18 protein-coding genes, 1 tRNA gene and 2 pseudogenes are annotated in these 22,321 nt (G+C 70.4%); 6 read left to right on the top strand and 15 right to left on the bottom strand.

The window, feature by feature from the left end; all coding sequences use genetic code 11:
* Positions 1–521: 521 nt before the first annotated feature.
* Both AC07FA_RS07695 and AC07FA_RS07700 read right to left on the bottom strand, forming a co-directional pair.
* Positions 522–595: transfer RNA gene (locus AC07FA_RS07695), tRNA-Pro, on the bottom strand.
* Positions 596–645: 50 nt separating this feature from the next.
* Entirely contained in the window at positions 646–3,297 is a 2,652-nt protein-coding gene (locus AC07FA_RS07700) for an ATP-binding protein (protein ID WP_479073818.1), read from the bottom strand.
* 109 nt (positions 3,298–3,406) lie between these two features.
* On the opposite strand from AC07FA_RS07700, the gene AC07FA_RS07705 reads away from it, so the two are divergent.
* Positions 3,407–3,892: a DUF309 domain-containing protein gene (locus AC07FA_RS07705; RefSeq protein ID WP_479073819.1), complete on the top strand. Its 486-nt coding sequence runs from the start codon at positions 3,407–3,409 to the stop codon at positions 3,890–3,892.
* Positions 3,805–4,290, top strand: coding sequence for a hypothetical protein (locus tag AC07FA_RS07710; protein WP_479073820.1), 486 nt, complete (start codon positions 3,805–3,807; stop codon positions 4,288–4,290). Before AC07FA_RS07705 ends, AC07FA_RS07710 begins: the two co-directional genes overlap by 88 nt.
* 288 nt (positions 4,291–4,578) lie before the next feature.
* On the opposite strand, the gene AC07FA_RS07715 is transcribed toward AC07FA_RS07710, so the two are convergent.
* The 5 genes and pseudogenes from AC07FA_RS07715 to AC07FA_RS07735 all read right to left on the bottom strand — a co-directional run bounded on the left by AC07FA_RS07715 (position 4,579) and on the right by AC07FA_RS07735 (position 7,439).
* Entirely contained in the window at positions 4,579–5,016 is a 438-nt protein-coding gene (locus tag AC07FA_RS07715) for an NUDIX hydrolase (protein ID WP_479073822.1), read from the bottom strand.
* A 30-nt stretch (positions 5,017–5,046) separates the two neighbouring features.
* Positions 5,047–5,139: an SDR family oxidoreductase gene (locus tag AC07FA_RS07720; protein ID WP_479073824.1), complete on the bottom strand. Its 93-nt coding sequence runs from the start codon at positions 5,137–5,139 to the stop codon at positions 5,047–5,049.
* 122 nt (positions 5,140–5,261) lie between these two features.
* Positions 5,262–5,585, bottom strand: a pseudogene (locus AC07FA_RS07725) (SDR family NAD(P)-dependent oxidoreductase); the annotation flags it as partial.
* A gap of 112 nt (positions 5,586–5,697) precedes the next feature.
* The gene (locus tag AC07FA_RS07730) at positions 5,698–6,189 is read right to left on the bottom strand and encodes a hypothetical protein (protein WP_479073826.1); all 492 of its coding nucleotides are present in this window, start codon (positions 6,187–6,189) and stop codon (positions 5,698–5,700) included.
* A gap of 518 nt (positions 6,190–6,707) precedes the next feature.
* Positions 6,708–7,439 carry an NAD(P)-dependent oxidoreductase gene (locus tag AC07FA_RS07735; RefSeq protein ID WP_479073828.1) on the bottom strand — a complete coding sequence of 244 codons (732 nt, stop codon included), beginning with the start codon at positions 7,437–7,439 and terminating at the stop codon, positions 6,708–6,710.
* A gap of 140 nt (positions 7,440–7,579) precedes the next feature.
* Here AC07FA_RS07735 and AC07FA_RS07740 point away from each other — a divergent pair, with 140 nt between their 5' ends.
* Positions 7,580–8,266 carry a TetR/AcrR family transcriptional regulator gene (locus AC07FA_RS07740; protein WP_479073830.1) on the top strand — a complete coding sequence of 229 codons (687 nt, stop codon included), beginning with the start codon at positions 7,580–7,582 and terminating at the stop codon, positions 8,264–8,266.
* A gap of 62 nt (positions 8,267–8,328) precedes the next feature.
* On the opposite strand, the gene AC07FA_RS07745 is transcribed toward AC07FA_RS07740, so the two are convergent.
* From AC07FA_RS07745 to AC07FA_RS07755, 3 genes are read right to left on the bottom strand one after another with little or no spacing between them, the layout of a single operon-like run.
* The gene (locus tag AC07FA_RS07745) at positions 8,329–9,588 is read right to left on the bottom strand and encodes an NAD(P)/FAD-dependent oxidoreductase (RefSeq protein WP_479073831.1); all 1,260 of its coding nucleotides are present in this window, start codon (positions 9,586–9,588) and stop codon (positions 8,329–8,331) included.
* The gene (locus AC07FA_RS07750) at positions 9,585–11,042 is read right to left on the bottom strand and encodes an FAD-dependent oxidoreductase (protein WP_479073833.1); all 1,458 of its coding nucleotides are present in this window, start codon (positions 11,040–11,042) and stop codon (positions 9,585–9,587) included. Before AC07FA_RS07750 ends, AC07FA_RS07745 begins: the two co-directional genes overlap by 4 nt.
* Positions 11,039–12,472 carry an FGGY family carbohydrate kinase gene (locus tag AC07FA_RS07755; protein ID WP_479073835.1) on the bottom strand — a complete coding sequence of 478 codons (1,434 nt, stop codon included), beginning with the start codon at positions 12,470–12,472 and terminating at the stop codon, positions 11,039–11,041. The genes AC07FA_RS07750 and AC07FA_RS07755 overlap by 4 nt, the downstream gene beginning before the upstream one ends.
* A 362-nt stretch (positions 12,473–12,834) precedes the next feature.
* Here AC07FA_RS07755 and AC07FA_RS07760 point away from each other — a divergent pair, with 362 nt between their 5' ends.
* Both AC07FA_RS07760 and AC07FA_RS07765 read left to right on the top strand, forming a co-directional pair.
* Positions 12,835–13,842: a hypothetical protein gene (locus tag AC07FA_RS07760; RefSeq protein WP_479073837.1), complete on the top strand. Its 1,008-nt coding sequence runs from the start codon at positions 12,835–12,837 to the stop codon at positions 13,840–13,842.
* A 79-nt stretch (positions 13,843–13,921) separates the two neighbouring features.
* Positions 13,922–15,451: an amino acid permease gene (locus tag AC07FA_RS07765; protein ID WP_479073839.1), complete on the top strand. Its 1,530-nt coding sequence runs from the start codon at positions 13,922–13,924 to the stop codon at positions 15,449–15,451.
* A gap of 88 nt (positions 15,452–15,539) precedes the next feature.
* On the opposite strand, the pseudogene AC07FA_RS07770 reads toward AC07FA_RS07765, so the two are convergent.
* Positions 15,540–16,314, bottom strand: a pseudogene (locus AC07FA_RS07770) (sulfite exporter TauE/SafE family protein).
* Between the two features lie 190 nt (positions 16,315–16,504).
* Between AC07FA_RS07770 and AC07FA_RS07775 the strand changes: the two are divergent.
* On the top strand, positions 16,505–18,406 hold the full coding sequence (locus AC07FA_RS07775; RefSeq protein ID WP_479073841.1) for a DUF2264 domain-containing protein: 1,902 nt from the start codon (positions 16,505–16,507) through the stop codon (positions 18,404–18,406).
* Positions 18,407–18,465: 59 nt separating this feature from the next.
* Here AC07FA_RS07775 and AC07FA_RS07780 read toward each other — a convergent pair whose 3' ends face one another.
* The 4 genes from AC07FA_RS07780 to AC07FA_RS07795 form a co-directional block, all read right to left on the bottom strand.
* Positions 18,466–19,110 carry a LutC/YkgG family protein gene (locus AC07FA_RS07780; RefSeq protein ID WP_479073843.1) on the bottom strand — a complete coding sequence of 215 codons (645 nt, stop codon included), beginning with the start codon at positions 19,108–19,110 and terminating at the stop codon, positions 18,466–18,468.
* Positions 19,110–20,642, bottom strand: coding sequence for a LutB/LldF family L-lactate oxidation iron-sulfur protein (locus tag AC07FA_RS07785; RefSeq protein WP_479073845.1), 1,533 nt, complete (start codon positions 20,640–20,642; stop codon positions 19,110–19,112). The genes AC07FA_RS07780 and AC07FA_RS07785 overlap by 1 nt, the downstream gene beginning before the upstream one ends.
* Positions 20,639–21,406, bottom strand: a complete 768-nt coding sequence (locus AC07FA_RS07790; protein ID WP_479073846.1) for a (Fe-S)-binding protein — start codon at positions 21,404–21,406, stop codon at positions 20,639–20,641. Before AC07FA_RS07790 ends, AC07FA_RS07785 begins: the two co-directional genes overlap by 4 nt.
* A gap of 128 nt (positions 21,407–21,534) precedes the next feature.
* Positions 21,535–22,275, bottom strand: a complete 741-nt coding sequence (locus AC07FA_RS07795) for a FadR/GntR family transcriptional regulator (protein WP_479073848.1) — start codon at positions 22,273–22,275, stop codon at positions 21,535–21,537.
* Positions 22,276–22,321 lie beyond the last annotated feature (46 nt).

Below are 22,321 nucleotides of genomic sequence, written 5' to 3' on the forward strand. Positions count from 1 at the left end.
GGATTTCCTGATTTGTCTCGATGTCAGTCTCGCCCATATCGCCGAGCGCAAGCTCAGCCTAGAAGCGAGCTAACGGACCTTGCTCCGCTCCACGCGAGGTGTCCAGGTCACACCGAGCGACTAGTCCCTGCCCAAATCTTGTTGGGCGGAGGGCACCGATGTCTGCATCGCGAGATGACACCTTGGGATGTGGCCTACAGACCGGAGGACTGCTTGCCAGAAAGGCCATCCGCGTCACGATCGACAGCGAATGCCGCTGGTGCTGCTCCACGGCAATCCACAGAGAGGCAGGGCGACCTTGAGTCGGACGCGTTCGAGTGTCCGTCCGTCGGCGTTGTCGCGCTCGATCACGTTTCCTCGCCGTCAACGAGCCGTGTCGCCGATACGCCTGCGGTGCACTGACCGGGTCAAGGTGCACCACAGGCGTATCCAAGAGGGCCTGGTCCCCAACCGCTCCTCAAAACGATCTTGAGGTCGTATCGGATGCTTCCGATACGACCTCTGACCTGCATAAATGCAAGTCGGGACGACAGGATTTGAACCTGCGACCCCTTGACCCCCAGTCAAGTGCGCTACCAAGCTGCGCCACGTCCCGATGCGTTTCCTCCCGGTTGCCCCGGGTGGCCGCGCAAAGGAAACATTACCTCACTCCGAGGACCGCAATGACGCCCGCGCCTGCTGGGCGCGGGTCGCGAGGCCCTCGGCTCCGCAGGCCGTGGCCATCTTCTGGGCTCTCGCCAGTTCCCGCGGGGAACGGATCGCGATCCCGTAGTCGAACCGGGCCAGGGCGTGCTCGTACACCGATGTCGTCGGGGACCTCTCCAGATGGCGGACGGCCTCGCTCAGCAGGTGCTCGGCCTCCTCCGGCGGTGCGAAGAGGGCGACACAGCGCAGGGTCTCGCCGATCGCCGTGTCCGTTCCGAACCGCTCGGCGTGGACGCGGGCTGCGGCGGCGAGCCGGGCGCCCCGGACCGGGTCCTCGTCGACCAGGGCGCGGGCGAGGTCACAGGCCCACGGAGCCCAGACGACGTTGAAGCGCTCGCGGGCCTCCATCGCCGCGCCGGCCGCTTCGAGTTCGGCGATGGCGTCCTTGGTACGGCCTTCGGCCAGCAGCAGCCGGCCCCGGACGCACGGGCCGTCGGGCAGCACCATGGCACTGGGGTAGGGGGCGGCGAAGTCGTACCGGTCGGCGACCAGCCGGGCTTCTGATATCCGGCCACGGGCCAGCAGGGTGTCGATGAGCAGACAGGCCGCGTCCCAGTGGACGGGCAGCCCGCTGCCGACACGGTCGGCGAGGCGCAGCCCTTCGCGCAGGAAGCCCTCGGCCTCGGCGAGGCGTCCACGACGACGGTGGACGAGCCCGAGGAGTGTGTGGGCGAAGGCGAGGTGCGCGCCGCTCCAGCCGGAGATCTCGAAAGCGCGCACGGCCTCGCCGAACAGTTCCTCGGCCCGGTCGAGCTGGTCGGTGAAGGCGTAGGTGATGCCGACCAGGGTGGGGAGTTCGAAGCCCCACTCCGTGTCGGTCCAGTCCAGGCCGCGGGCCGGATGTCCGTCGACGAGGGCGCGTTCGCAGAGGTCGACGACGAGTTGGGCGTTCTCGCCGCGGAGCATGGCGTCGAAGGCGCGCAGGATCAGCAGGGCCCGTTCCGCGTTGTCCCGGCCGGTCAGGTGGTCCGCGTTGCGGGCGAGCCTGCGCGAGCGGGCGGGTCCGTCGTCCTCGACGGCCTGCATGCCCTCCCACAGGAAGTGCGCGGCCTGCAGTCGCATCAGACCGGGGCCCGGGGCGGTACGGGACGCCTCGGCGGCGAGTGAGATCGCCGCCTCCTTCAGCTGGTTGTTGTGGGCGAGCGCTGCCGCGAGCCGGAACGTGGCGTCGATGCGCAGGTCGTCGTCCAGCCCGGGCATGTCGAGGGCCGCGCGCAGATGCCGCACCGTGGTGGGCGGCGAGCTGAGCAGCGTGGCGCAGCCCAGTTCGTACAGCAGGGCCGCCTTCTCCTGCGGGCGCGGAGGTTCCTCCAGGGCCCGTTCGAGGCAGCGCCTGGCCGCTTCGGGGGCGCCGACCGCGAGGTGCTGGCCTGCGGCTTCGCGGAGCTGTGCGACCAGTTCCTGGTCGTCGTCCGGGTGGACCTCGAGCAGGTGGCGGGAGGCCGCTGCGGCACCGAGGCCCGCTCGGGTGATGGCCCAGGCCGCCCTGCCGTGGAAGGCGGTGCGGGTGGCCGGCGGGATCGAGCGGTACACGGCGGTGGCGATCAGCGGATGGACGAACTCCAGCGGGTCGAAACCGCTGACGATACGGGCGTCGCGCAGCCGTGCGGTGCAGTCCGCGGCCTCCGCCGAACTCATTCCGGCGAGGGTGGCGGCGACCTCCTGGGAGATGTCGGTGCCGAGGACGGCGGCGGCCCAGGCGAACCGGTTGGCGTTGGTGCCCAGCCGTTCGAGCCGGGCGACGAGTCCGCTGCCGCGCGCCGAGGCGCCCAGCTCGCGCAGCATCCCGGCGGATTCCTCGACCGGCGGCAGCTCACGGTCCTGCACCTTGGCGACGAGTTCGACGGCCTCGTACGGGTTGCCACCGGTGACGGCCCACACCTCGCGGCAGAAGGGGTCGTCCGCGTGCTCGCCGAGGCCCGCGCGGACGAGTTCGGCCGTCGCGTCCGGGGTGAGCGCGCGCAGCGCGACCCGGACGAGTCCGTTGTGCCCCGCGGATTCACCGTGGGCGGCGGTCAGTTCCGCGTTGCGCTCGGCCAGCTCCTGCGGGCGGTGGGCCTGGACGACGAGGACCGGCAGTTCACCCAGGCGCGCGGTGAACGAGGCGAGCCAGGCGAGGGATTCGCCGTCCGCCCAGTGGGCGTCGTCCACCATGAGCAGCAGCGGCCGGTGGCTGAGCCGCGAGGAGAGCCGGCCCACGACGAAGTCGAGGCCGTCCCGGACACCCTGCGGGTCGGGCTGCGGGCCGGTCGGTTCGGCGAGGCCGAGCGCCGGAGCGGTGATCTCGTACCAGTCGCCGAACAGGGCCCGCTTCTCGTCCTCGGGAAACTGGTCCAGCGCGGGCTGGAGCAACTGACGTACGACATGGAACGGTACGGAGGTGACGGTCTCGCCGCCGCGTGCGGACCAGACGGTGCAGCGGCCGACGGCCATCGAGCGGACCTCGGCGAGCAGCGCGGTCTTCCCGATCCCCGCCTCGCCGCTGAAGACCAGCAGCCCGCCGGAAGCCTGGGCGCCACACAGGGCGTCCACGGCTTGTGCGGCAGCGGCGAGTTCCGGTTCGCGCTCGTACAACGGCCGGGACGGCTTCATGCCTACCCTTCCCAAAGTCTGGCAATGACGACTGCCGAGACTAGTCGCGCGCGGTGCCTCGCGGACAGGGTTCCGAGAGTTCCTCGCAGGTGCGAGGCACAATCAACGGGTGGACGAGACTCGCAGGGACCGTGATTCCGAAGGCCGGGCGCGCAGTGCGCGCCCCCGGGACGGCCTGGGGCGCCCCCTGCCCTACGGCGCTGCGGGGGTGGAGCGGCAGCCCGAGGGCGTGGTGCGCACTCCCGGCGAAACGGTGCGCGAGGCCCAGCGGCTCCTGGACGCGGGCATGCCGTTCCACGCACACGAAGTGTTCGAGGACGCCTGGAAGTCGGGCCCGGACGCGGAGCGCGAGTTGTGGCGCGGACTGGCGCAGCTCGCGGTGGGCCTGACGCACTCCGCCCGGGGCAACACGGCGGGCGGAGCGAGGCTGCTGCGCCGCGGAGCGGTCGCGGTGTCCCCGTACCGTGACGCGCCCCCGCACGGCCTCGGCATCGGCCCCCTGATCACGTGGGCCGAGGAGCTGGCCGACCGGGTGGAGGCGCAGGGCCCGAAGGCGGTGGACGCGGCCACGGAGGCACCCCGGCTACGACCGTAGGCCGGGTACGCGCCGTACCCGGGCGAAACGGTGAACGATTACGATCCGTCGTCATGAGCACTTCTCACGGGGACCAGCACAAAGAGCAGGACGACGGCACGGACGCGGACGCGCCGATACCCGAACCGGACAGGACGAACGGCCGCCTGACCCCACGTCAGGCCCGCCACCTCCGGATCGCCCTCTCATCGGTGGGCATGGCGGCCATGGCCGTGGTCCTGGTGCTACGCATCGCGAGCCGGTCCTCCGTCCTGGTCGTCGGCGTGTACGGCCTGGCGCTCATCCTCTGCGGAATCGTGATCGAACTCAGCCGGAACGGCCGCACCCGCCTGGCCACCTGGCTCCTGGGCACGGGCCTGGCCGCCGCGGTGGGGGCGGACTGGCTGCTGATTCCTTGAGACCTGCTCTCCTGAAGTGGGTGCCCTGCGGCCCACAGCGAGGTCCCTGGCGCCTGAACCGCCCGCAGCACACCCAACCCGTTGCGACCGAACCACCGTCCCCGGCCGAGCCGTCCGCCCCACTCAACAGCGCCGTACACGCCTCCGCATGCCCAGGAGAATCCCGACGGACTCAGCGCCCACGCCCACGCGCTCATCGCCTACCTGACCACGCGGGCATGACACGGTGACGCGCCCGAGGCCCGCATGCGCAGCGCTAGCCCCGGTGGCATGCTCACGTTTCGTCTCTCAGGCCGTAGTAACACCGGAGAGAGTTCCGTCACCGAGGGCACCTCGGAGAACGTGGGCGATCTCCTCGGGCTTGAGTTCGATGCCGTCGATCCCCTCCACGGTCAGTGGAACCTCCTCCAGTGCGTATTCGCCCCGGCCCTCGGCATTGAACTCGGGCCCGGTTCGGTCGTCGAAGGACCAGGTCGCAATGCGGGTGAGGTAGAACAGGTGACGCTCGTCGTCGGACTCCATCGTGTGCAGGAGGCGGACGATGTCCGCCTTCCCTGCGATCTCCTCGTGGATCTCCCGGTGAAGGGCAGCCTCCCGGGATTCGTCTTCGGCTTCGACACCTCCACCGGGAAGCACCCAGTACACGGGAACTCCAGGCTTGGTACGGCGGATGACCAGCATCGTGTCGTGCTCGGTGACGAGGACGGCTCGGACTCGTTCGATCATTCGGCTCTGTCTCCTTGCTTGTTGACGGTCTCAGTGCATCAGCCAGCCGCCATCGACGTGGACTGATTGCCCAGTGATGAACGATGCGGAGGGCCCGACGAGGAACGCCACGAGCGCCGCCACATCTTCGGGCCGCCCCCGGCGGGAAACACACTGGCTCTTGATCTGGTCCTCCGGGCTGGCGCGACGGCGGCGGGGATCGCGGTCTCGGCCTCGACCTGGATGGCGCCGGGCAGGACCGTGTTGACGCGGACCCCGTACGGGCCCAGTTCACGAGCAAGGGACCGAGTGAGGCCTAGGAGTCCGGCCTTGGCGGCGCTGTACGCGACGAGGTTGGTCCGGCCGACGCGGGCGTTGACGCTGCCAATGTTCACGATGCGGCCCCAGCACGGTTCGACCATGCCAGGGGTCACCGCGTGGCAGGCCCGGTAATGCGCGGTGAGGTTCACGTCGAGGGAGTATTTCCAGGCAGCCTCGTCGGTGTCCTGCCACGGGACACGTGCGTACGCCCCGGCGTTGTTCACGAGGATGCCGATGGGGCGAGCCTCTGCACGGACCCGGTCGGTCATCGTCTGGGCCGATCTCGGCACCGATGCCGGTGGCCCCGCCGGCCACCCCTCGCACTGCGCTATGCCATTCACTCGGCCTTGCCCGAGTGGCGCCACCTGCTCAGCGGGAACACTAGATTAGAGGCTCCGTCATAATCTTTTGAGCCTGCGTAATGAAGTCCGATTGCGCGTCCAGGAAAGATTCGAAGGCAAGATCAATCTGCCGCTGCTCTTCCGACCTATGCAGGAAGAGGTGGACCATCCGATAGGTATCGCTCAATAGAGACGTTGTCGCCCTGGCAACCTCCTCAGGGCCGCAAAGTCGAATTCTGGTCAGCCGAGACTCGCCTCGCAACGGAATCGACTCTACCTGAGATCTCAGCAGCTCGAATTCCTCAGGCGAAAGTGACGATGCGGGCTCAGAGGGCAGGTGTTCCAGGGGCTCCAGCAGCTCCATAAACGACAGATATGCATCTCGTCGCTCGGCCCTGAGCTGGCGCGCATGCTCAATCCGCCCATGGTCCCGAGCCTGCCGCCGAGTGCCCACATAGGTCAGCCAGGAAGCTCCCAGCGTCCCGACAACTGCGATGCCCGCCCCGCACAAGGCCGCTACTGCTTGGTCCATACGACCCATCCTGGACCACTCGCTGCTCCGAGATGTGCAAACCAGGCTCACAGCAGGCGGTGACCGCTGATCCCTCCCCCCGATACAGCGCTCCACACCCGCCCCCAACCCGGCGGAAGACTTGCACACATGAGCGCGCCATCGCGTGACGCGACGAGCCGCACGCCACACCTACGGTTGGCCTGGCCGCCGGGAACAAAAGATCCACACCTTGTCCAGGTGCGGTGGCGCGAGGACACGGGACAGGGCCGGTCGCCACCGTTAAGGACTCGATTCCACTCCTGAAGCGGGTGTCGCAGGTTCGGATCCTGACGGCTGCGAAGGAAACATGAAATCCGCGACTCCCGCGGATGGGGGCATAAAAATCTTCTTGTCCGAGCGAACTCTCTGTTGCACGTCGCGTAGCGTGCCGATGGGGCTTGACCTGACTTCCTACAGGCGAGCGTCCAACTTATAAGCCCTCCGGACTCGCGTGCCGGAGGGCTTCGGTGCTTGCCCCGTTTCGGTTCGTTGGCGCGTCAGTCCGAGGTGGCGTGCGTGCGGGCCGAGGAGGTCTGGCGGCTGACGATGGCCGGGGCCTCGCGGATCAGTTCGTCGTTCGTGAGGGCTTCCACCATGAACAGTGCGAAGTCGATCCTGCGCGTGATGTTGTCGGCGAGGACCGGGTCGCCGACGCGTCGGCTCCAGACCGGCAGTCCTTGGCTCGGGCCCTCTTCGAGGTTGCTGCCTCGAACGACCGTCCAGAGGGCGTCGCTCGCGAATATCCGGCGGCACGCCTCCACCTGGTCGTCGATGTCGCCCACCCGGAGCAGTCGGGCCAACGGGCCGAAGATCTTGAGGAACGCGCGGAGCTTGAGCGAGTACACGTCCTTGCCGTCGCGGGTGATGTGCCAGCCGCAGGAGAAGACCAGGCGTGCCCCCGCCGGAGCGTGGTCGAGCACCGCCTGGGCCGTTCCGGTCGAGTAGCCGTGGACGCCCCATGGGGCCAGCACCGTCAGGACTCCGTCGCAGCCGGCGACCGCGCGCCCGATGACCTCTTGGTCGTCCGTGGCCCCCGCGAGGACGGTGATGCGCCCCTCGAAGTCCGCCAGCTTCCCGACGCTCTGTTCACGGCAGACGCCCACGACCTCGTAGCCCCGGTCCAGGGCCTGCTGGACCATGTACCGCCCGAGTTTGCCCGAGGCTCCGACGATGCAGACCTTCAACCGCCTCTGGCCGTCGGCCTTTTCCTGTGCCTGTCGCGTGTCCACGCGTTCCCCCTTCCAGTCGGTTGCCGGGTGTTCCGGCAAGCCGACGCCATCGCAAGCCCTTCCCTTACAGCTGTAAGGGAAGGGCTGGGAGCTATTATCCTTACAGTCGTAAGGTCGTCAAGAGACTCCGGAGATGACAGGTGGCATCCACCCCCGAGGCAGATCAGAAGCGCCGTCGCTCGCTCAGCAGGGATCGCGTCTTCGAGGCGGCCGTGCGCGTGGCCGACGAGCGCGGAGTCGCCTCGGTGAGCATGCGGAAGGTGGCCGAGCAGCTCGGGGTGGAGGCGATGTCGCTGTACCACCATGTGGCGAACAAGGACGAGATCCTGGACGGGATCGTCAATCTGGTCTTCGGTGAGATCGAGCTGCCCCTTGACGCGGCCGACTGGAAGTCCGCCATGCGTCGGCGTGCCGCCTCGGCTCGTACCGTGCTCTCGCGTCACACCTGGGCGTTGGGGCTGCTGGAGTCCCGGCGCAATCCCGGCCCGGCGACGCTGCGGCACCATGACTGGGTGATCGGGCGGCTGCGCGACGCGGGGTTCTCGATCGGGGCGGCGGCCCATGCGTTCTCCACCCTGGACAGTTACGTCTACGGGTTCGTCCTACAGGAGTCGAGCCTGCCGTTCGATACCTCCCAGGATCTGGAGGAGGTGGCGGAGACGATCGTCGAGCAGCTGCCGGCCGACACGTATCCCCACCTCACCGAGATGATCACCGACCACGCTCTCCGCCCGGGTTACGCCTACGCGAACGAGTTCGCACCAGGGCTCGACCTGATCCTCGACGGGCTGGAGAGGCTCCTCGACGCGCACCGAGCTCATCCGTGAGCGACGCGTGCGCGGCGCGTGCAGGGTGTGCTTTCGGGACCGTGGTCGGGGCCGAGACCGGTTCAGAGAGCCGTGATGCGCACCGTGGTGCCCTGTGGGTCGACGCGGTCCAGCCATCCGGCTCCCAGATACAGCGGACGGCCCGGCACAGCGGGCAGCAGACGTCGCTGTCGGTGAAGTTCACGCCCGTCCTGGCTGACGACGAGGTGCGGGCGGGGCAGTCGCCGGGCGGTGCGCAGGGCGAAGTGGCCGTCGAGGGGCAGGGCCGCGTCCGGGGCGATGCGGTTGGGTGCGACCCACAGGAGCGGTGAGTCGACCGCCAGGGAGATCAGGCGGTCTGCCGGCCGGTCGTGGCCTGCCAGGAAGCGCAGGACCGGTACGGCTACGGCGCGGCCTTCGGCTGCGGCGACGCCCGCGCCCTCCGCGGCGTGCAGCAGGTTGCCGACGGCGAACACCCCGCTTCGCGAGGTGCGGAATCCGGTGTCGTACGCGGGCCCTCCGGTGCCCGGGTCGAGTGCGAGCCCGGCCCGTCTGGCCAGTTCGTGTTCGGGAACGAAGTCGCCGGTGAAGACGACCGTGTCGCAGCGCAGGGTCGTGGTGCGGCCGTCGGTGTGGCGCAGTTCCACTCCGGAAAGCCGGGGCCTGCCGGTCAGACCGGTGACGGTCGCGCCGGTGAGGAGCGGGGAACCGGCCCGTGAGCGCAGGAGTGCGGGCAGCGGGGACGCGGGCTGGCCGGTCACCATGGCGACGACCTCCAGTCCGGCGACGCGCAGGGTGTGCGCGGCGGCGTGGCCGACGGGCTCGTTGCCGATGACGACCGCACGGGTGCCGATGCGCTGTCCGTGGGTGTGGACGGCTCGTTGGAGCCCGCCGGTGGTGTAGACACCGGACGGCCGGCTGCCGGGGACCAGGCGGGCGTTGCGGGGGCGTTCGCGGGCGCCGGTGGCGAGGACGACGGCGCGTGCGGTGATCCGTTCCAGCCCGGCGGGTCCCGTGGTCTCCACGGTGCGTGGCCCGTCCCAGCCGGTGACCGTGATTCCGGTACGGAGGGTGGCGCCGGCGCCGATGGCCGCGGCCACGCACTCGCGGGCGAACGCGGGACCGCTCATTCCGCCTCGCAGACCTGTTCCGGGTCCTCGTCCCGTATCGCGTCCGCCGAATCCGCCGTGGTGGCAGTGGCGTGGGATTCCGCCGGCGTCCTGTTCGCGCTCCAGGAGCTCGACGTGGCCGGCGCCCGAAGCGGCGAGTTCGGCCGCCGCGCCCAGACCCGCGGGCCCGCCGCCGACGACCAGTACGTCCACGGACCGTTCGAGCCGTGTCACGGCCTGGCCTCCTCGGACAGTGCGCGGACCGCGGCACCGCAGTTGGATCCCTGGCAGCGGCCGCTCCCGGCGCGCGTGCGGCGCCGGAGGCCGTCCGGGCCGCCGGGCGGGATCGTGGAGTGCAGGGCGTCGCGGATCTCGCCCAGCGTGACGTGCTCGCAGTGGCAGACGAGGGTGCCGTACGCGGGGTCCTCGGCGATCGGCCCGGCGCTCAGGTACGGGCGGGGGAAGGCTTCGCCCAGGTTGGGCACGGTGACGGGCGGAAGCTCGCGCGGCGTGCCGAGCCCGAGTCCGGCCCCGGCGAGGAGTCCGGTGACATGTGCGCCGATCGCCATGGACGCGGTCAGCCCGGTGGACCGGATACCGCCGACGGCGACGTACCGCAGGGCGGGGTGGTCCTGAATCCGGTAGTCCTCCCGGCCGGTGGCGGCCCGCAGTCCCGCGTAGACGGCGGTGATCTCCTCGTCGAGCAGGGCGGGCAGGATCCGCCGGCCCTTCCTCCGGAGGAAGTCGATGCCGTCCGCCGTGGAATCGGTGGCGCTCTTGTCGTCGATCTCCTCGGAGGTCGGGCCGAGCAGCACGTTGCCGAAGACGGTCGGTGCCACCAGGACGCCCTTACCGGCGGCGGTGGGCACGGGCAGGAGGATGTGGCTGACCAGATCGCGGGCGAGCTTGTCGAAGACGATGAGCTCGCCGCGGCGTGGGGTCACGGTGAAGGCGTCGTGCCCGAACTGCCGGTCGATCTCGTCGGCGTGGAGCCCGGCCGCGTTGACGAGGTACCGGGTGCGCAGGGCACCTCTGGAGGTGGTGAGGAGGTGGGTGCCGTGGTCGTCCGCGATGTGCCGCACACGGCAGTTGAGGTGCAGGTGGACGCCTGCCCGGACGGCCTGTGTGGCGTAGGCGAGCGGTGTCGACCAGGGGCAGATGATGCTCTCGTCGGGGATCTCCAGCGCACCCAGCGCGCCCGGACCGAGCCGCGGTTCGCGTGTGGCCAGTTCCTCGGCGCCGAGCATGCGCGCACGGTGGTATCCGTTGCGCTCCGCCTTCGCCAGCAGACGCGGGAGCATGGCCAGTTGCTCGTGATCCCAGGCGATGAGGAGGGCCCCCACCCGCTCGACGGGGATGCCGGTCTCCGCCGCGTAGGCGGCCAGCAGATGCCGGCCCTCGCGGACCAGGCGGGCTTCCAGCGAGTCGGGCACGGCGTCGAAACCGGTGTGCAGGATCGCGGTGTTGGCCTTGGACGTGCCGTCGCCGATGTCGTGGGAAGCGTCGACGAGGGCGGTACGCAGGCGGTAGCGGGCCAGTTCGCGGGCGATGGCCGCGCCAACGACTCCGGCGCCGATGACGGTGACGTCGTACGCGTCGTCGGCCGCACCGGACCCGGCCAGATCTCCGGTCCGGGTGACCGTGACGTTCCCCGACGGAGTTCCGCCCCGGGCGGTCCCGGCGGTCATGAGCGTTCCAGCAGGGTGCCCACCGCCGCGCGGAAGTGTGCACGGCGGGTCGCCGCCTCGTCCGCGCCGATCCGAGGTTCGTAGCGGGCCGAGGGTTCCCACGTGGGCAGGGCCTCCCTGACCGGCAGGCGCGGGTCGAGGCCGAGGCGGGCGACGGCGCCGACGCCGAGCGCCGTGACATCCGGCCGGGCGGACACCTCCACGGGTCGTTGCAGCAGGTCGGCCTGGGTCTGCATGAGCAGCGCCGAGCGGGTGAGGCCGCCGTCGACGCGCAGTACCGACAGCGGCGAGCCGAGGTCGGCCGCGGCTGCGTCGGCGAGCTCGACGACCTGGGCGGCGATGCCCTCGCACAGGGCGCGCACCAGGTGGCCCGCGGTGGTGTCCAGACCGAGGCCCGTCACCGAGCCGCGCAGGTCGCCGCGCCACCAGGGAGCGGCGAGGCCCGCGAGCGCCGGTACGAAGGTGACGCCACCGGCGTCGGACACGGAGAGGCCGACCGGGTCGAGCTCGGCCGCGCCGGCGATCACTCCGAGGTCGGTGAGCCAGCGTACGGCCGACGCCGCGGTGTAGATCTGTCCGTCCAGGCAGTAGCTCGTGCGTCCGCCGAGCCGCCAGGCGACGCAGCTGACGAGGCCGGAGGAGCCCCGGCGTGGTTCGGGCCCGGTCTGGGCGAGGAGGAAGGCCCCGGTGCCGTACGTGCATTTGGCGGTGCCCGGGTCCAGGGCGTGCTGGGCCAGGAGGGCGGCCTGCTGGTCGACGAGAAGGCCGGTGAGCGGGATCTCGGCGCCGAACGCGGTCGTGGTTCCGACCTGCCCGTCGGCGTCGACGACGGACGGGAGCCGTTCCCCGGACAGGCCGAAGATCTCCAGGGCGGTGGGCGACCAGTCGACCCGGTCCAGGTCGAGGAGCTGGGTGCGCCCGGCGGTGGACGCGTCCGTGACGAAGGCGCCCGTCAGTTGGTGGACGAGCCAGGAGTCGCTGGTGGTGACGACTCCCTCGCGGGTCAGTTCACGCCGTATCCACGCCATTTTGGGGGCCGCGAAGTACGGGTCGAGGGGCAGTCCCGTGAGGTGGCGCAACTCCTCTTCTTCGGCGCCCAGTTCGTCGCAGATCGCTTGCGCCCGCCGGTCCTGCCAGACGATCGCTTCGGTGAGCGGGCGGCCGGTGGCGGGGTCCCACGCGAGGACGGTTTCGCCCTGGTTGGCGAGGCCCACGGCGCTGACCGGTTCGGCCGCCTCGCGCAGGGCCTGACGGCCTGCGTCGAGGACCGAGCCGAGCAGCTCGGCGGGGTCCGCCTCGACCGCTCCCCCGGCTCCGTAGCGGGGCCTGACCGGGGCGGAACCGGAACCGATCACACCGCGCTCCGGGCAGATCACCAGCGCCTTGGTGCCGGAGGTTCCCTGGTCGACGGCGAGCACCGGGCCTGTCATCACCACTCCAGTCGTACGCAATCCGCCGCAATCGTGATCACTGGCCGTCCCTACACAGAATTGTGCAGACCACGGCTTACGTCAACCCTGGAAGGCGGGTCCCACGATCTTGGGCAACTTCCCCGGGAATGCGGCTACTTGAGCGCCCGACCCTTTAAGATCCGGAAGTCCGCACCGGGGAGCGCCATGACCGGCTCCTCGCTCGGCGCCGAGCAACAAGCGGACGCTCCGTGGCAGTTCGCTGCCAGGAGCCGGCCGACCCCCCACGCCTTGAGGACTGATGACGACCAGACGATGCCCCTTACCCCGATGCCCGGCGCATCACCTCGTCCCTTCGGGCCGTACCGGGGCAGGGCACGCCGATGCCCCCCAGTGAATTCCGGCCGGTCTATCACCCCGCCGGTCATGACCACGGTCTGCGCGGGGCGTTGCAGGAGCTGCGGACCGGGCGCTGGCTCTCCATGCGCGATCTGCTGGAGAGCACGCCCGACTGGGCGTCGTGGACCCAGCGGACCCAGGTCCTCGCGACCGCGGCAGCCGGTTCCGACGCCGTCGCCGCCTGGCAGGCGGAGGAGCCGCTGAGTGTCGCCGCCACCGTCATGCACGCCCGGGTCGTCGTCGAGCGGGCGGTGCGTGCCCACCGCGAAAGGCACTCACAGGCGAGGGAGTTGTGGCAGGAGGCGTGGGAAGGCTGCCGGTCCGCCGCACACGCCGCTCCCGCGGACCCGGTGCCGTGGGTCTGTCTGCTCGCCCTGGCCCAGCTCGACGATCGGCAGCGGCTGAAGGAACACCGGCTGCCGCCGCCCGGGCCGATGCTCTTTCCCGGCCCGTGGGGGCTGCTCGCCGAGGCGGACAAGCGTGATCCGTACAACCGCGAGGCGTACCACCGGATGCTCCAGTTCGTGTACGCCCGCCGGGCCGGCGGGTCCCTGTCGGAGGCGGTGGACTTCGCCCAGTGGGCGGCCTCGGCGGCTCCCGACGGCTCCGCACTCCACATGCTTCCGCTGTACGTGAGGGTGGAGCGTTACCGCCGCGAGCGCGGCAACGAGAAGGCGCTCGATCTCCACTGGGTCACCGAGGACGGCGAACGGGACGCCCAGCGGGCGCTGCACCGCTGGTTCCACCGCTCGGAGCCGGCCGCCCGCTCGCTCCTGGACCTCAACCACCTGGCGCACGCCCTGTGGGGCTCGCTGCGATTCGCCGACGCGGCCCCGGTCTTCCGGGCGCTCGGCCCGTACTACACATCGGCCCCGTGGGCCGACCGCACCCGGACGCCCGGTGACCCCGCCGGGGCCGAGGATGTGTTCCTGCGGGCTCGCGGCCGATGTCTCACCGCCGCACACGATCCCGTCCGCGGCCCGCACGGCTGAGCCTGCGAGCAGCTCGGCGCCGCGTCCTCACCGACCCGTTCCCCCCTTCCGTCCCCACCCCCCACCCGGAGGAGCTCCCATGTCCATACCCGCCCAGACCCGGTCGAGCTCACAGGCCGCTCCACCCAAGGACGAAGAACAGCGACTCCGCGAGCTGGGCTACCAGCCGGTGCTGGCCCGCCGCATGGGCGGTTTCGGCAACTTCGCGATCAGCTTCTCCGTCATCTCCATCCTGTCCGGCTGCATGACCCTGTACGGCTTCGGCATGTCCGCGGGCGGCCCGGCGGTGATGCTCTGGGGCTGGGCCGGGGTCGGTCTGTTCGTGCTCTGTGTCGGTATGGCTCTGGCCGAGGTCACCAGCGCCTACCCGACGTCCGGGGCGCTCTACTACATGGCCGACCGGCTCGGCGGCCGCAAGTGGGGCTGGTACACCGGCTGGCTGAACCTGCTCGGACTGCTGGGCGCGATCGCCGGCATCGACTACGGCGCCGCCCTGTTCACCGGAGCGCTGCTCAACCTCCAGTGGGGCTTCGATCCGACGCCCGGTTCCACGATGGTGATCTTCCTGTGCATCCTGCTGCTGCACGCCGTACTGAACCTGTTCGGTGTACGCCTCGTGAGCGTGCTGAACTCGATCAGCGTGTGGTGGCACCTGGCAGGTGTCGCGGTGATCGTGGGCGTGCTCGCGATCGTGCCGTCCGACCACCAGTCCCCTTCGTTCGTCTTCACCGAGTTCGTCAACGACACCGGCTGGGAGAACCCGCTGTACGTGGCGGCCATCGGACTGCTGCTGGCCCAGTACACGTTCAGCGGCTACGACGCCTCCGCGCATCTCTCCGAGGAAACGTCCAACGCGTCCGTCACGGCGGCCAAGGGCATCGTCCGGGCGATCTGGGTGTCCTGGGTGGCCGGCTTCGTCCTGCTCGCCGGTCTGACCTTCGCCATCCAGGACTACGCGGGCACCCAGAACAGCGCGACCGGGGTGCCGCCCGCGCAGATCCTGATCGACGCACTGGGCACGGCCGGTGCCACGGCCATGCTGCTCATCGTGATCGCCGCCCAGCTGTTCTGCGGAAACGCCGAAGTCGCCGCCGCCAGCCGGATGGTCTTCGCGTTCAGCCGTGACAACGCGCTGCCGGGCTCGGCCCTGTGGCGGAAGGTGAGCGCACGCACCCAGACGCCCGTCCCGGCCGTCTGGCTCTCCGTCTGTGTCGCGGCCCTCCTCGCCCTGCCGTCGCTGTACTCGGCGACCGCGTACGGGGCGGTGACGGCGATCAACGTCATCGGCATCACGCCCGCCTACGCCATCCCCATCTACCTGAAGCTGCGGGCCGGGGACCGCTTCGAGCGCGGCCCGTGGCACCTGGGGCGCTGGTCCAAGCCGATCGGCTGGATCGCCGTGGTCTGGGTCGGCATCGTGTCCGTGCTGTTCCTGCTGCCGCAGTCGGCGCCGGTGACGATGGAGTCGATGAACTACGCGTCGATCGCCCTGGTCACCGTGCTGGTCCTGGCCACCGTGTGGTGGTTCGTCGCACGGCGTTCGTACGGGACTCCGAAGGCGTACGGGAACGCACGCGAGCAGGCGGAGATCGCCGAGGGCATCGTCTGACCCGCCGGTCGCTGCCGTCCGGACAGACGGGCACACGGACAGACGGGCACACGGGCAGACGGGCACACGGGCAGACGGGCGGGCCCCTTCAGCGCAGCAGCAGTTGGAGCCCGCCCAGCACGGTGGCTGCGAGGACGATCCGTTCGAAGAGCGTCTGATTGATCTTGTCCACGCACTTACGGCCGATGCAGGCACCCGGGACGACGAAGAGCACCATGCAGGCGTCCAGCAGCAAGGAGTGCCCGTCGATGAGACCGAGGCCCACACTGAACGGCACCTTGGACACGTTGACGATGAGGAAGAACCAGGCCGATGTGCCCAGGAAACCGAGCTTCCGGAATCCAGCGGAGAGCAGGTAGAGGGACATGACGGGGCCGCCCGCGTTGGCGACCATGGTCGTGAATCCGCCGAGCGCCCCGTAACTCCGCGCCTTGAACCGTGCGGCGCGCGTCGGCCCCCCGGTCCGCTCGTCCTCCGGTGCGTTCGCTCCGCGTTCGGCGGTGCGCCGGCGCCAGATGGTGACGCCCGACATGAGGAGCAGGATCACGCCGATCGAGGTGCGTACCGCCTCGTCGTCCGCCCACATCATGAAGAGGGTTCCCGCCACGACACCCACGGCGACGGAGGGGGAACAGCCGGAGCAGGGTCGGCCAGTGGGCGTGACGCCGGTAGACGGCGACGGCCAGGAGGTCACCGGCGATCAGGACCGGCAGCAGCACTCCGGTCGATTCGCGGGCCGGGAGCACGGCCGCGAAGACCGCGAGGCTGATCGTGTTGGCTCCGCTGACGGCCGTCTTGGAGAAGCCGACGAGGGTGGATGCCGCCGCCAGGGCGGCCAGTTGCCAGAGAGTGAGAGTGTCCATGCCGGATCAGATGGTAGACACCACCGCTCTTCGGCGGCCGGTGCGCCCAGCACGGAGAACGCTGTTCGGCGTGCGGACACCCCTCAGCCGTTGATCGATTGATCGTTTCGATCTTCTTCTGAGCGATCTATTGACCCTCACCGATCAGTCGATCAGGATTCGGGTGTCCCGAGAAAGGCTGCGCCCTCGAATGACCCTCCCCTTCGCACTCGGCACCGCGCTCCCCGCCGAAGACCGTGAATCAAGCCCGTACACCGGTTACACCCGGGCGCACTGGGAAGCCGCCGCGGACGGCCTGCTCGACGCGGCCTGGCGGTGGGCCACTCCCGGGCGCGCGCTGCTCGACCTCCCCGGCAGGCCGTCCGCCTCCGGTGTCCGGTCCGACGGACTGGAGGGGTACGCCCGTACGTTCCTCGCCGCCGGCTTCCGGGTCGCGGGCGCCGAGGGCAAGGATCCGCACGGCTGGCTCGACCGGTACGCGGACGGTCTCGCCGCAGGGACCCGGACACCTGGCCGCGGCGACACGGAGTCATGGCCGCTGATCCTGGACCACTGCGTCCAGGGTCAGCCGATGGTGGAGTCGGCATCGGTCGCCATCGGACTGCGGCTCACCAGGCCCTGGCTCTGGGACCGGCTGGACGCCGGGGTGCAGGACCGTGCGGAGGAATGGCTGCGCGGGGCGCTGCGGCACACGCCGTCCCCGAACAACTGGTACCTCTTCCCGCACGCCGTCGCCGGATTCCTGGAGTCGGTCGGCCGCGGTGACGCGGAGACGGCCCGCGCGCTGGACCGGGCGCACGAGCTGATGGAGGGCTGGTACCGCGGCGACGGCTGGTACGCCGACGGTGACGGACGCGCCTTCGACCACTACAACGGCTGGGCCCTGCACCTGTATCCGATGCTGCACGCGCATCTGGCGGGCGACACGGAACTGTCCACGCACTACGGCGAGCGGCTGCGCGAGCACCTCGAAGGGCTGTCCCTGCTGTTCGGCTCCGACGGTGCGCCGATCCACTTCGGCCGGTCGCTCTCCTACCGTTTCGCGGCCGGTGCCGCCGTCGGGCTCGGCGCCCTCACCGGGCACACCCCGCTCTCCCCCGGCGCGTCGCGACGGCTGATCAGCGGGTCGCTGCGCTACTTCCTGGACCGGGGCGCCGTGGGCCGGGACGGGCTGCTGAGCCTGGGCTGGCACGGACCGCACGAGGCGACGCTCCAGCCCTACTCCGGCCCCGCTTCGCCGTACTGGGCGTCGAAGGGCTTCGTCTCGCTGCTCGCGCCGGCCGGTCACCCGCTGTGGACCGCGACCGAGGAGCCGGCACCGAGCGAGGGCCCGGACCGGGTGCTGGCGCTCCCCGCTCCGGGGTTTCTCGTCCAGTCCACCCGGGCGGACGGCATCGTACGGCTGCACAACCACGGAAGCGACCATGTCCGGCCGCACGAGGGCGAGTCGGCGGCGGAGGAGGACCCGCTGTACAGCCGTCAGTCGTACTCGACCGTCACCGGCCCCACGGCGAAGGCGAATCAGGCGGACAACCATCTGGCCGTGGTCGTCGCGGGTCTGCGCAGCCACCGTCGCCGCATTCGCCCGCTGGGTGCGGGCGGGGGCGACGGCTGGGGGTGGGCCGCGTCCTGGCATCTGCCGGTGTTCGCCTCCGGCGCGCCGATGGTGCCGGGGATGCGGGTGGAGAGCGTGACCGTGGTCCGGGGCCGTTACGAACTCCGGGCCCACCGCGTCCTCGGTGTCCCGGCCGGATCGCGCGTCGAGCAGACGGGCTGGGCGACCGGCCGCGACGACGCGCTGACGTCCGCGCTGCACGGCCTGCACGGCTGGGAGACGCACGCCGAGGAGGTGCGGGCTCCGCAGGGCACGGCGTACACGAACTGGGCTGTGATGCCGCGGCTGGCCGCGGACGCGGAGGGCACGGCGATGCTGCTGTCGCTCGCCTCGCTCACCGGCCTGAGCGACCCGGGCCCGCTCCCCGCGGTGGTGAGCGGGGTGCGTGTCGAAGGCAGCCGGATCGAGGCCGACTGGGCGGACGACGGGTCCACGACCCGTATCGACTTCGAACCCCTGGTGGTCACACACGGCTGAGGAGCCGGCCGGGTCCGTCCGGTGACCGGTTCCTCCGGCCGTCGGACGGACGCGCGGCGCTACACGTCCGTGCGGATCACCACCACCAGCGTGCGGGGACCGTGCACACCCTCGACCCGCTCCAGTTCGATGTCCGAGGTGGCCGAAGGCCCGCTGATCAGTGTGGTCGGCCGTTCCGGGACCAGCCGGGCGACCGCTTCCGGTACCCCTGCCTCGACCGTCGACAGGTCGACGACACACAGGTGCAGGTCGGGGACGAGGGAGAGCGCCCGGCGGCCCTGGCCGGGCGAGCCGTCCAGGAAGATCGTGCCGGTCTCGGCACAACTGACGGCGGAGGCCGTGACCACCCCGTCCAGCGCGTCCAGACTCGGCGCGGGGATGTCGGCGGAGTCCCGCTGCACCTCCCCGTCGTAGCGGCTGAGCCACTCCTCGTCGAGTCCGTCCGGCACGCCGATCCGCCGCGCGCCCATCTCTCGCAGGACGTCGGCCACGACATCGGCGGTGCGGGCGGCCGTGCAGGTGTGCACCCGCGCCTTGTAGTCGACGAGCCGGTGGCTCAGGAGAGCGAGACGTTCGTCGTCGGGGAGTGTGCGTCCGGTGCGGTAGGCGCGCGGGATGGTGATCCCGGGCGTCGGAGCCAGGGCGAGGGCGTCACGGACCCGGCTCAGCACGGTCTCCCGGGCGCCGGCCTGAGGGGTGGTCACTATGCCTTCTCCTGACCGGGGTCGGTGTATTCGTCGGCGGCGGCACGCATCGCGGCGGCACCCTCGTCGGATGCCAGCCAGGAGCGGAAGGTCTGCTTGGGCGGGGCCTGCGTGTCGCGGCTGTCGCTCCAGCCGTCGAACGGGGCCGGCAGACGGGAGATCGTGCCGTCCCGTCCGGCCACGGCCCGGCCGAGACCCGCGGCCTTCTGGGCGGCCGTGAACAGTTTCGGCCGCTTCATCACGCCGGCCGTGGCCTTCATCGCGAGCTTCTCGGCCGTCGTCCCGGACTCCTCGGTGTTCTGATGGCGCAGTTCGACGAGCAGCGAGGGAATGTCGATCTTCACCGGGCAGGCGTCGAAGCAGGCTCCGCAGAGAGTGGAGGCGTACGGCAGGGAGCTGTTGGGGTCGCCCTCGGCCGCGTGCATCCCGGCGAGCTGCGGAGTGAGGACCGCGCCGATCGGTCCCGGGTAGGTCGAGCCGTAGGCGTGGCCGCCGGCCCTCTCGTACACCGGACAGACGTTGAGGCAGGCCGAGCAGCGGATGCAGTTGAGTGCCTCGCGGCCGATCCGGTCGGCGAGCGCGGCGGTGCGTCCGTTGTCGAGCAGGACCAGGTGGACGTTCTGCGGGCCGTCGCCGGGTGTCACACCGGTCCACATCGAGGTGTACGGGTTCATGCGCTCGCCGGTCGAGGAGCGCGGCAGCAACTGGAGGAAGACTTCGAGGTCCTGGAAGCGCGGAAGCACCTTCTCGATGCCCATGACGGTGATGAGGGTGTCGGGCAGGGTCAGGCACATCCGGCCGTTGCCCTCGGACTCCACCACGGACAGCGTGCCGGTCTCGGCGATACCGAAGTTGGCGCCGGAGACCGCCACCTTCGTCGTCATGAACTTCTCGCGCAGATAGGCGCGGGCGGCGGCGGCGAGGTGGGCGGGCACGTTGTCGAGCCCCGGGTCGACGCCCGGGATCTCGTCGAGGAAGATCTGCCGGATCTCGTCGCGGTTGCGGTGGATCGCGGGCACCAGGATGTGTGAGGGCTTGTCGTGGGCGAGCTGCACGATGAGTTCGGCCAGGTCGGTCTCGTACGGCGTGACGCCGATGGATTCGAGGTGCTCGTTGAGGCCGATCTCCTGGGTGGCCATCGACTTGACCTTGATGACGTCGCTGCTGCCCGTCTCCTTGATCAGCCGGGCGACGATCTCGTTGGCCTCTTCGCCGTCCCGCGCCCAGTGGACGGTGCCGCCGCGCTCGGTGACCTTCTGCTCCAGTTGTTCCAGGAGCTCGGGCAGCCGGTTCATGGTGTCGGTCTTGATGGCGGCGCCCGCGTCGCGCAACTCCTCCCAGTCGGGGAGCTCACCGGTGACGTCGAGGCGTTTGGCCCGGATGGTGCGGGTGGCCTTGCCGAGGTTGCGGCGCAGTTGTCCGTTGCGCAGTTCGTCGTGCGCGGCCTCGGGGAACTTCCGCTCGCCGCGCAGGTTGCCCGTCCCGTACGGGGAGCGGGGCGGGGTGGCGGGCATGCCGAGGAACGTGCTCATACGGCGGCCTCCGTCAGGACGTACGGCGAGGTGCGGGTGGAGGCGAGGATCTGCGCGAGGTGCAGGGTGCGCGTGCCCGCCTTGATACGGGAGAGTCCGCCGCCGATGTGCATCAGACAGGAGGAGTCGCCCGCGGTGCACACAGCGGCGCCGGTGGAGGCGATGGTGCGCATCTTGTCCTGGAGCATCGCGGTGGAGGTCTCGGCGTTCTTGACGGCGAAGGTGCCGCCGAAGCCGCAGCAGGAGTCCGCCTCGGGGAGCTCGACGAGGTCGATGGAGTCGACGGCACGCAGCAGCCGCAGCGGTTTGTCACCGACCCGGAGCATGCGCAGGGAGTGGCAGGTGGGGTGGTAGGTGACGCGGTACGGGAAGTGGGCGCCGACCGCCGAGACACCGAGGACGTCGACGAGGAACTCCGAGAGCTCGTACGTCTTGGCCTTGACGGTGGCGACTCCGGCGCGCAGCGAGGCGTCGCCGTACCGTTCGGCGATGATCTCGTGCTGGTGGCGGACCGAACCCGCGCAGGACCCCGACGGCATGACCACCGCTTCGATGGAGGCGTCGCCGAACTGCTCGGCGAAGTTGCGCACCAGCGGGACGGGCTCACGCTGGTAGCCGGTGTTGACGTGCATCTGGCCGCAGCAGGTCTGCTCCGGCGGGAAGACAACGTCGTGGCCCAGCCGTGCGAGCAGGATCGCGGTGGATTTCACCGCCTCGGGGAAGAGCGTGTCTCCCAGACAGGTGGCGAAGAGTCCGATGCGCATGGGGCCTCCCCGATCGTTTGTATGGTCGGACCATACTAGCCTCGGGCCGAATGAGGAAGCGCGGGGAACGCGAAAGCGGGGACGGTGCGTCCCGCACCGTCCCCGCTCCTGTCGCGTGTGGGCGTGGCTCAGCCCGGCGAATCCCCGGGGCTCTCGTCGACGAGCCTTCCGTGCAGGCCACGGATGTGCTGCTCGGCCAGGTCGGCCGCGTCGTCGCCCCGCCCTTCCCGTACCAACCGCAGCAGCTCCAGATGGTGGGCGTTGAGCGCGGCGGCGGTGGCGGGCCAGTCCTCGGCCTCTTCCAGCGCCCGGAGGATCAGCGGACGCACCGACTCGCGTACGGCGGAGGTGAGCGTGGAGGTCAGCTCATTGCCGGAGCTGCGGGCGATCAGCACGTGGAAGCGGGTGTCCAGATCGTTGAACTCGGCCACGCCGACATCCGGCTCCCCCATGCGTACGAGCAGCTGCTCCGCCGCGTCGAGATCGTCGTCCGCGGCGTGGCGTGCGGCGGCCTCGAAACTGGAGCGCTCCAGCACCACGCGGGCCTCCAGCACGTCGTGCAGGCTGTAACTGCCGAGCGCGAAGTGCAGACGCAGCAGACGGCCGAGGGCGTCGTCCGGATTGCGCACGATCCGCGCCCCTGAATCGGGGCCCCGGCCGGGCTGGGCCACCAGCACGCCGATGGTCTCCAGGACCCGTAGCGCCTCGCGCAGCGCGGACCGGCTGACCCCGAGAACCGGCGCCAGTTCCCGCTCGGGCGGCAGCCGGTCCCCTGCCTTGAGCTCACCCGCGAAGACCCGTTCCTCGATGCTCTGGAGGACGAGTTCGTGGGTGCGGGACTGCCGTACGGGTTGCCACTCGACGGGCATCCGCTACTCCCTGGTCCGGGCGATACGCATGATCCGACTATGTCAC

This window comes from Streptomyces sp. NPDC045968 (genome assembly GCF_056430475.1).

What these genes read in the sequence shown, in the direction of transcription:
- AC07FA_RS07700 (WP_479073818.1), bottom strand. Translation starts at nt 3,297, where the DNA reads ATGAAGCCGTCCCGGCCGTTGTACGAGCGCGAACCGGAACTCGCCGCT.
- AC07FA_RS07775 (WP_479073841.1), top strand. Translation starts at nt 16,505, where the DNA reads ATGACCCTCCCCTTCGCACTCGGCACCGCGCTCCCCGCCGAAGACCGT.
- AC07FA_RS07730 (WP_479073826.1), bottom strand. Translation starts at nt 6,189, where the DNA reads ATGGACCAAGCAGTAGCGGCCTTGTGCGGGGCGGGCATCGCAGTTGTC.
- AC07FA_RS07795 (WP_479073848.1), bottom strand. Translation starts at nt 22,275, where the DNA reads ATGCCCGTCGAGTGGCAACCCGTACGGCAGTCCCGCACCCACGAACTC.
- AC07FA_RS07790 (WP_479073846.1), bottom strand. Translation starts at nt 21,406, where the DNA reads ATGCGCATCGGACTCTTCGCCACCTGTCTGGGAGACACGCTCTTCCCC.
- AC07FA_RS07755 (WP_479073835.1), bottom strand. Translation starts at nt 12,472, where the DNA reads ATGACAGGCCCGGTGCTCGCCGTCGACCAGGGAACCTCCGGCACCAAG.
- AC07FA_RS07760 (WP_479073837.1), top strand. Translation starts at nt 12,835, where the DNA reads ATGCCCCCCAGTGAATTCCGGCCGGTCTATCACCCCGCCGGTCATGAC.
- AC07FA_RS07785 (WP_479073845.1), bottom strand. Translation starts at nt 20,642, where the DNA reads ATGAGCACGTTCCTCGGCATGCCCGCCACCCCGCCCCGCTCCCCGTAC.
- AC07FA_RS07750 (WP_479073833.1), bottom strand. Translation starts at nt 11,042, where the DNA reads ATGACCGCCGGGACCGCCCGGGGCGGAACTCCGTCGGGGAACGTCACG.
- AC07FA_RS07715 (WP_479073822.1), bottom strand. Translation starts at nt 5,016, where the DNA reads ATGATCGAACGAGTCCGAGCCGTCCTCGTCACCGAGCACGACACGATG.
- AC07FA_RS07765 (WP_479073839.1), top strand. Translation starts at nt 13,922, where the DNA reads ATGTCCATACCCGCCCAGACCCGGTCGAGCTCACAGGCCGCTCCACCC.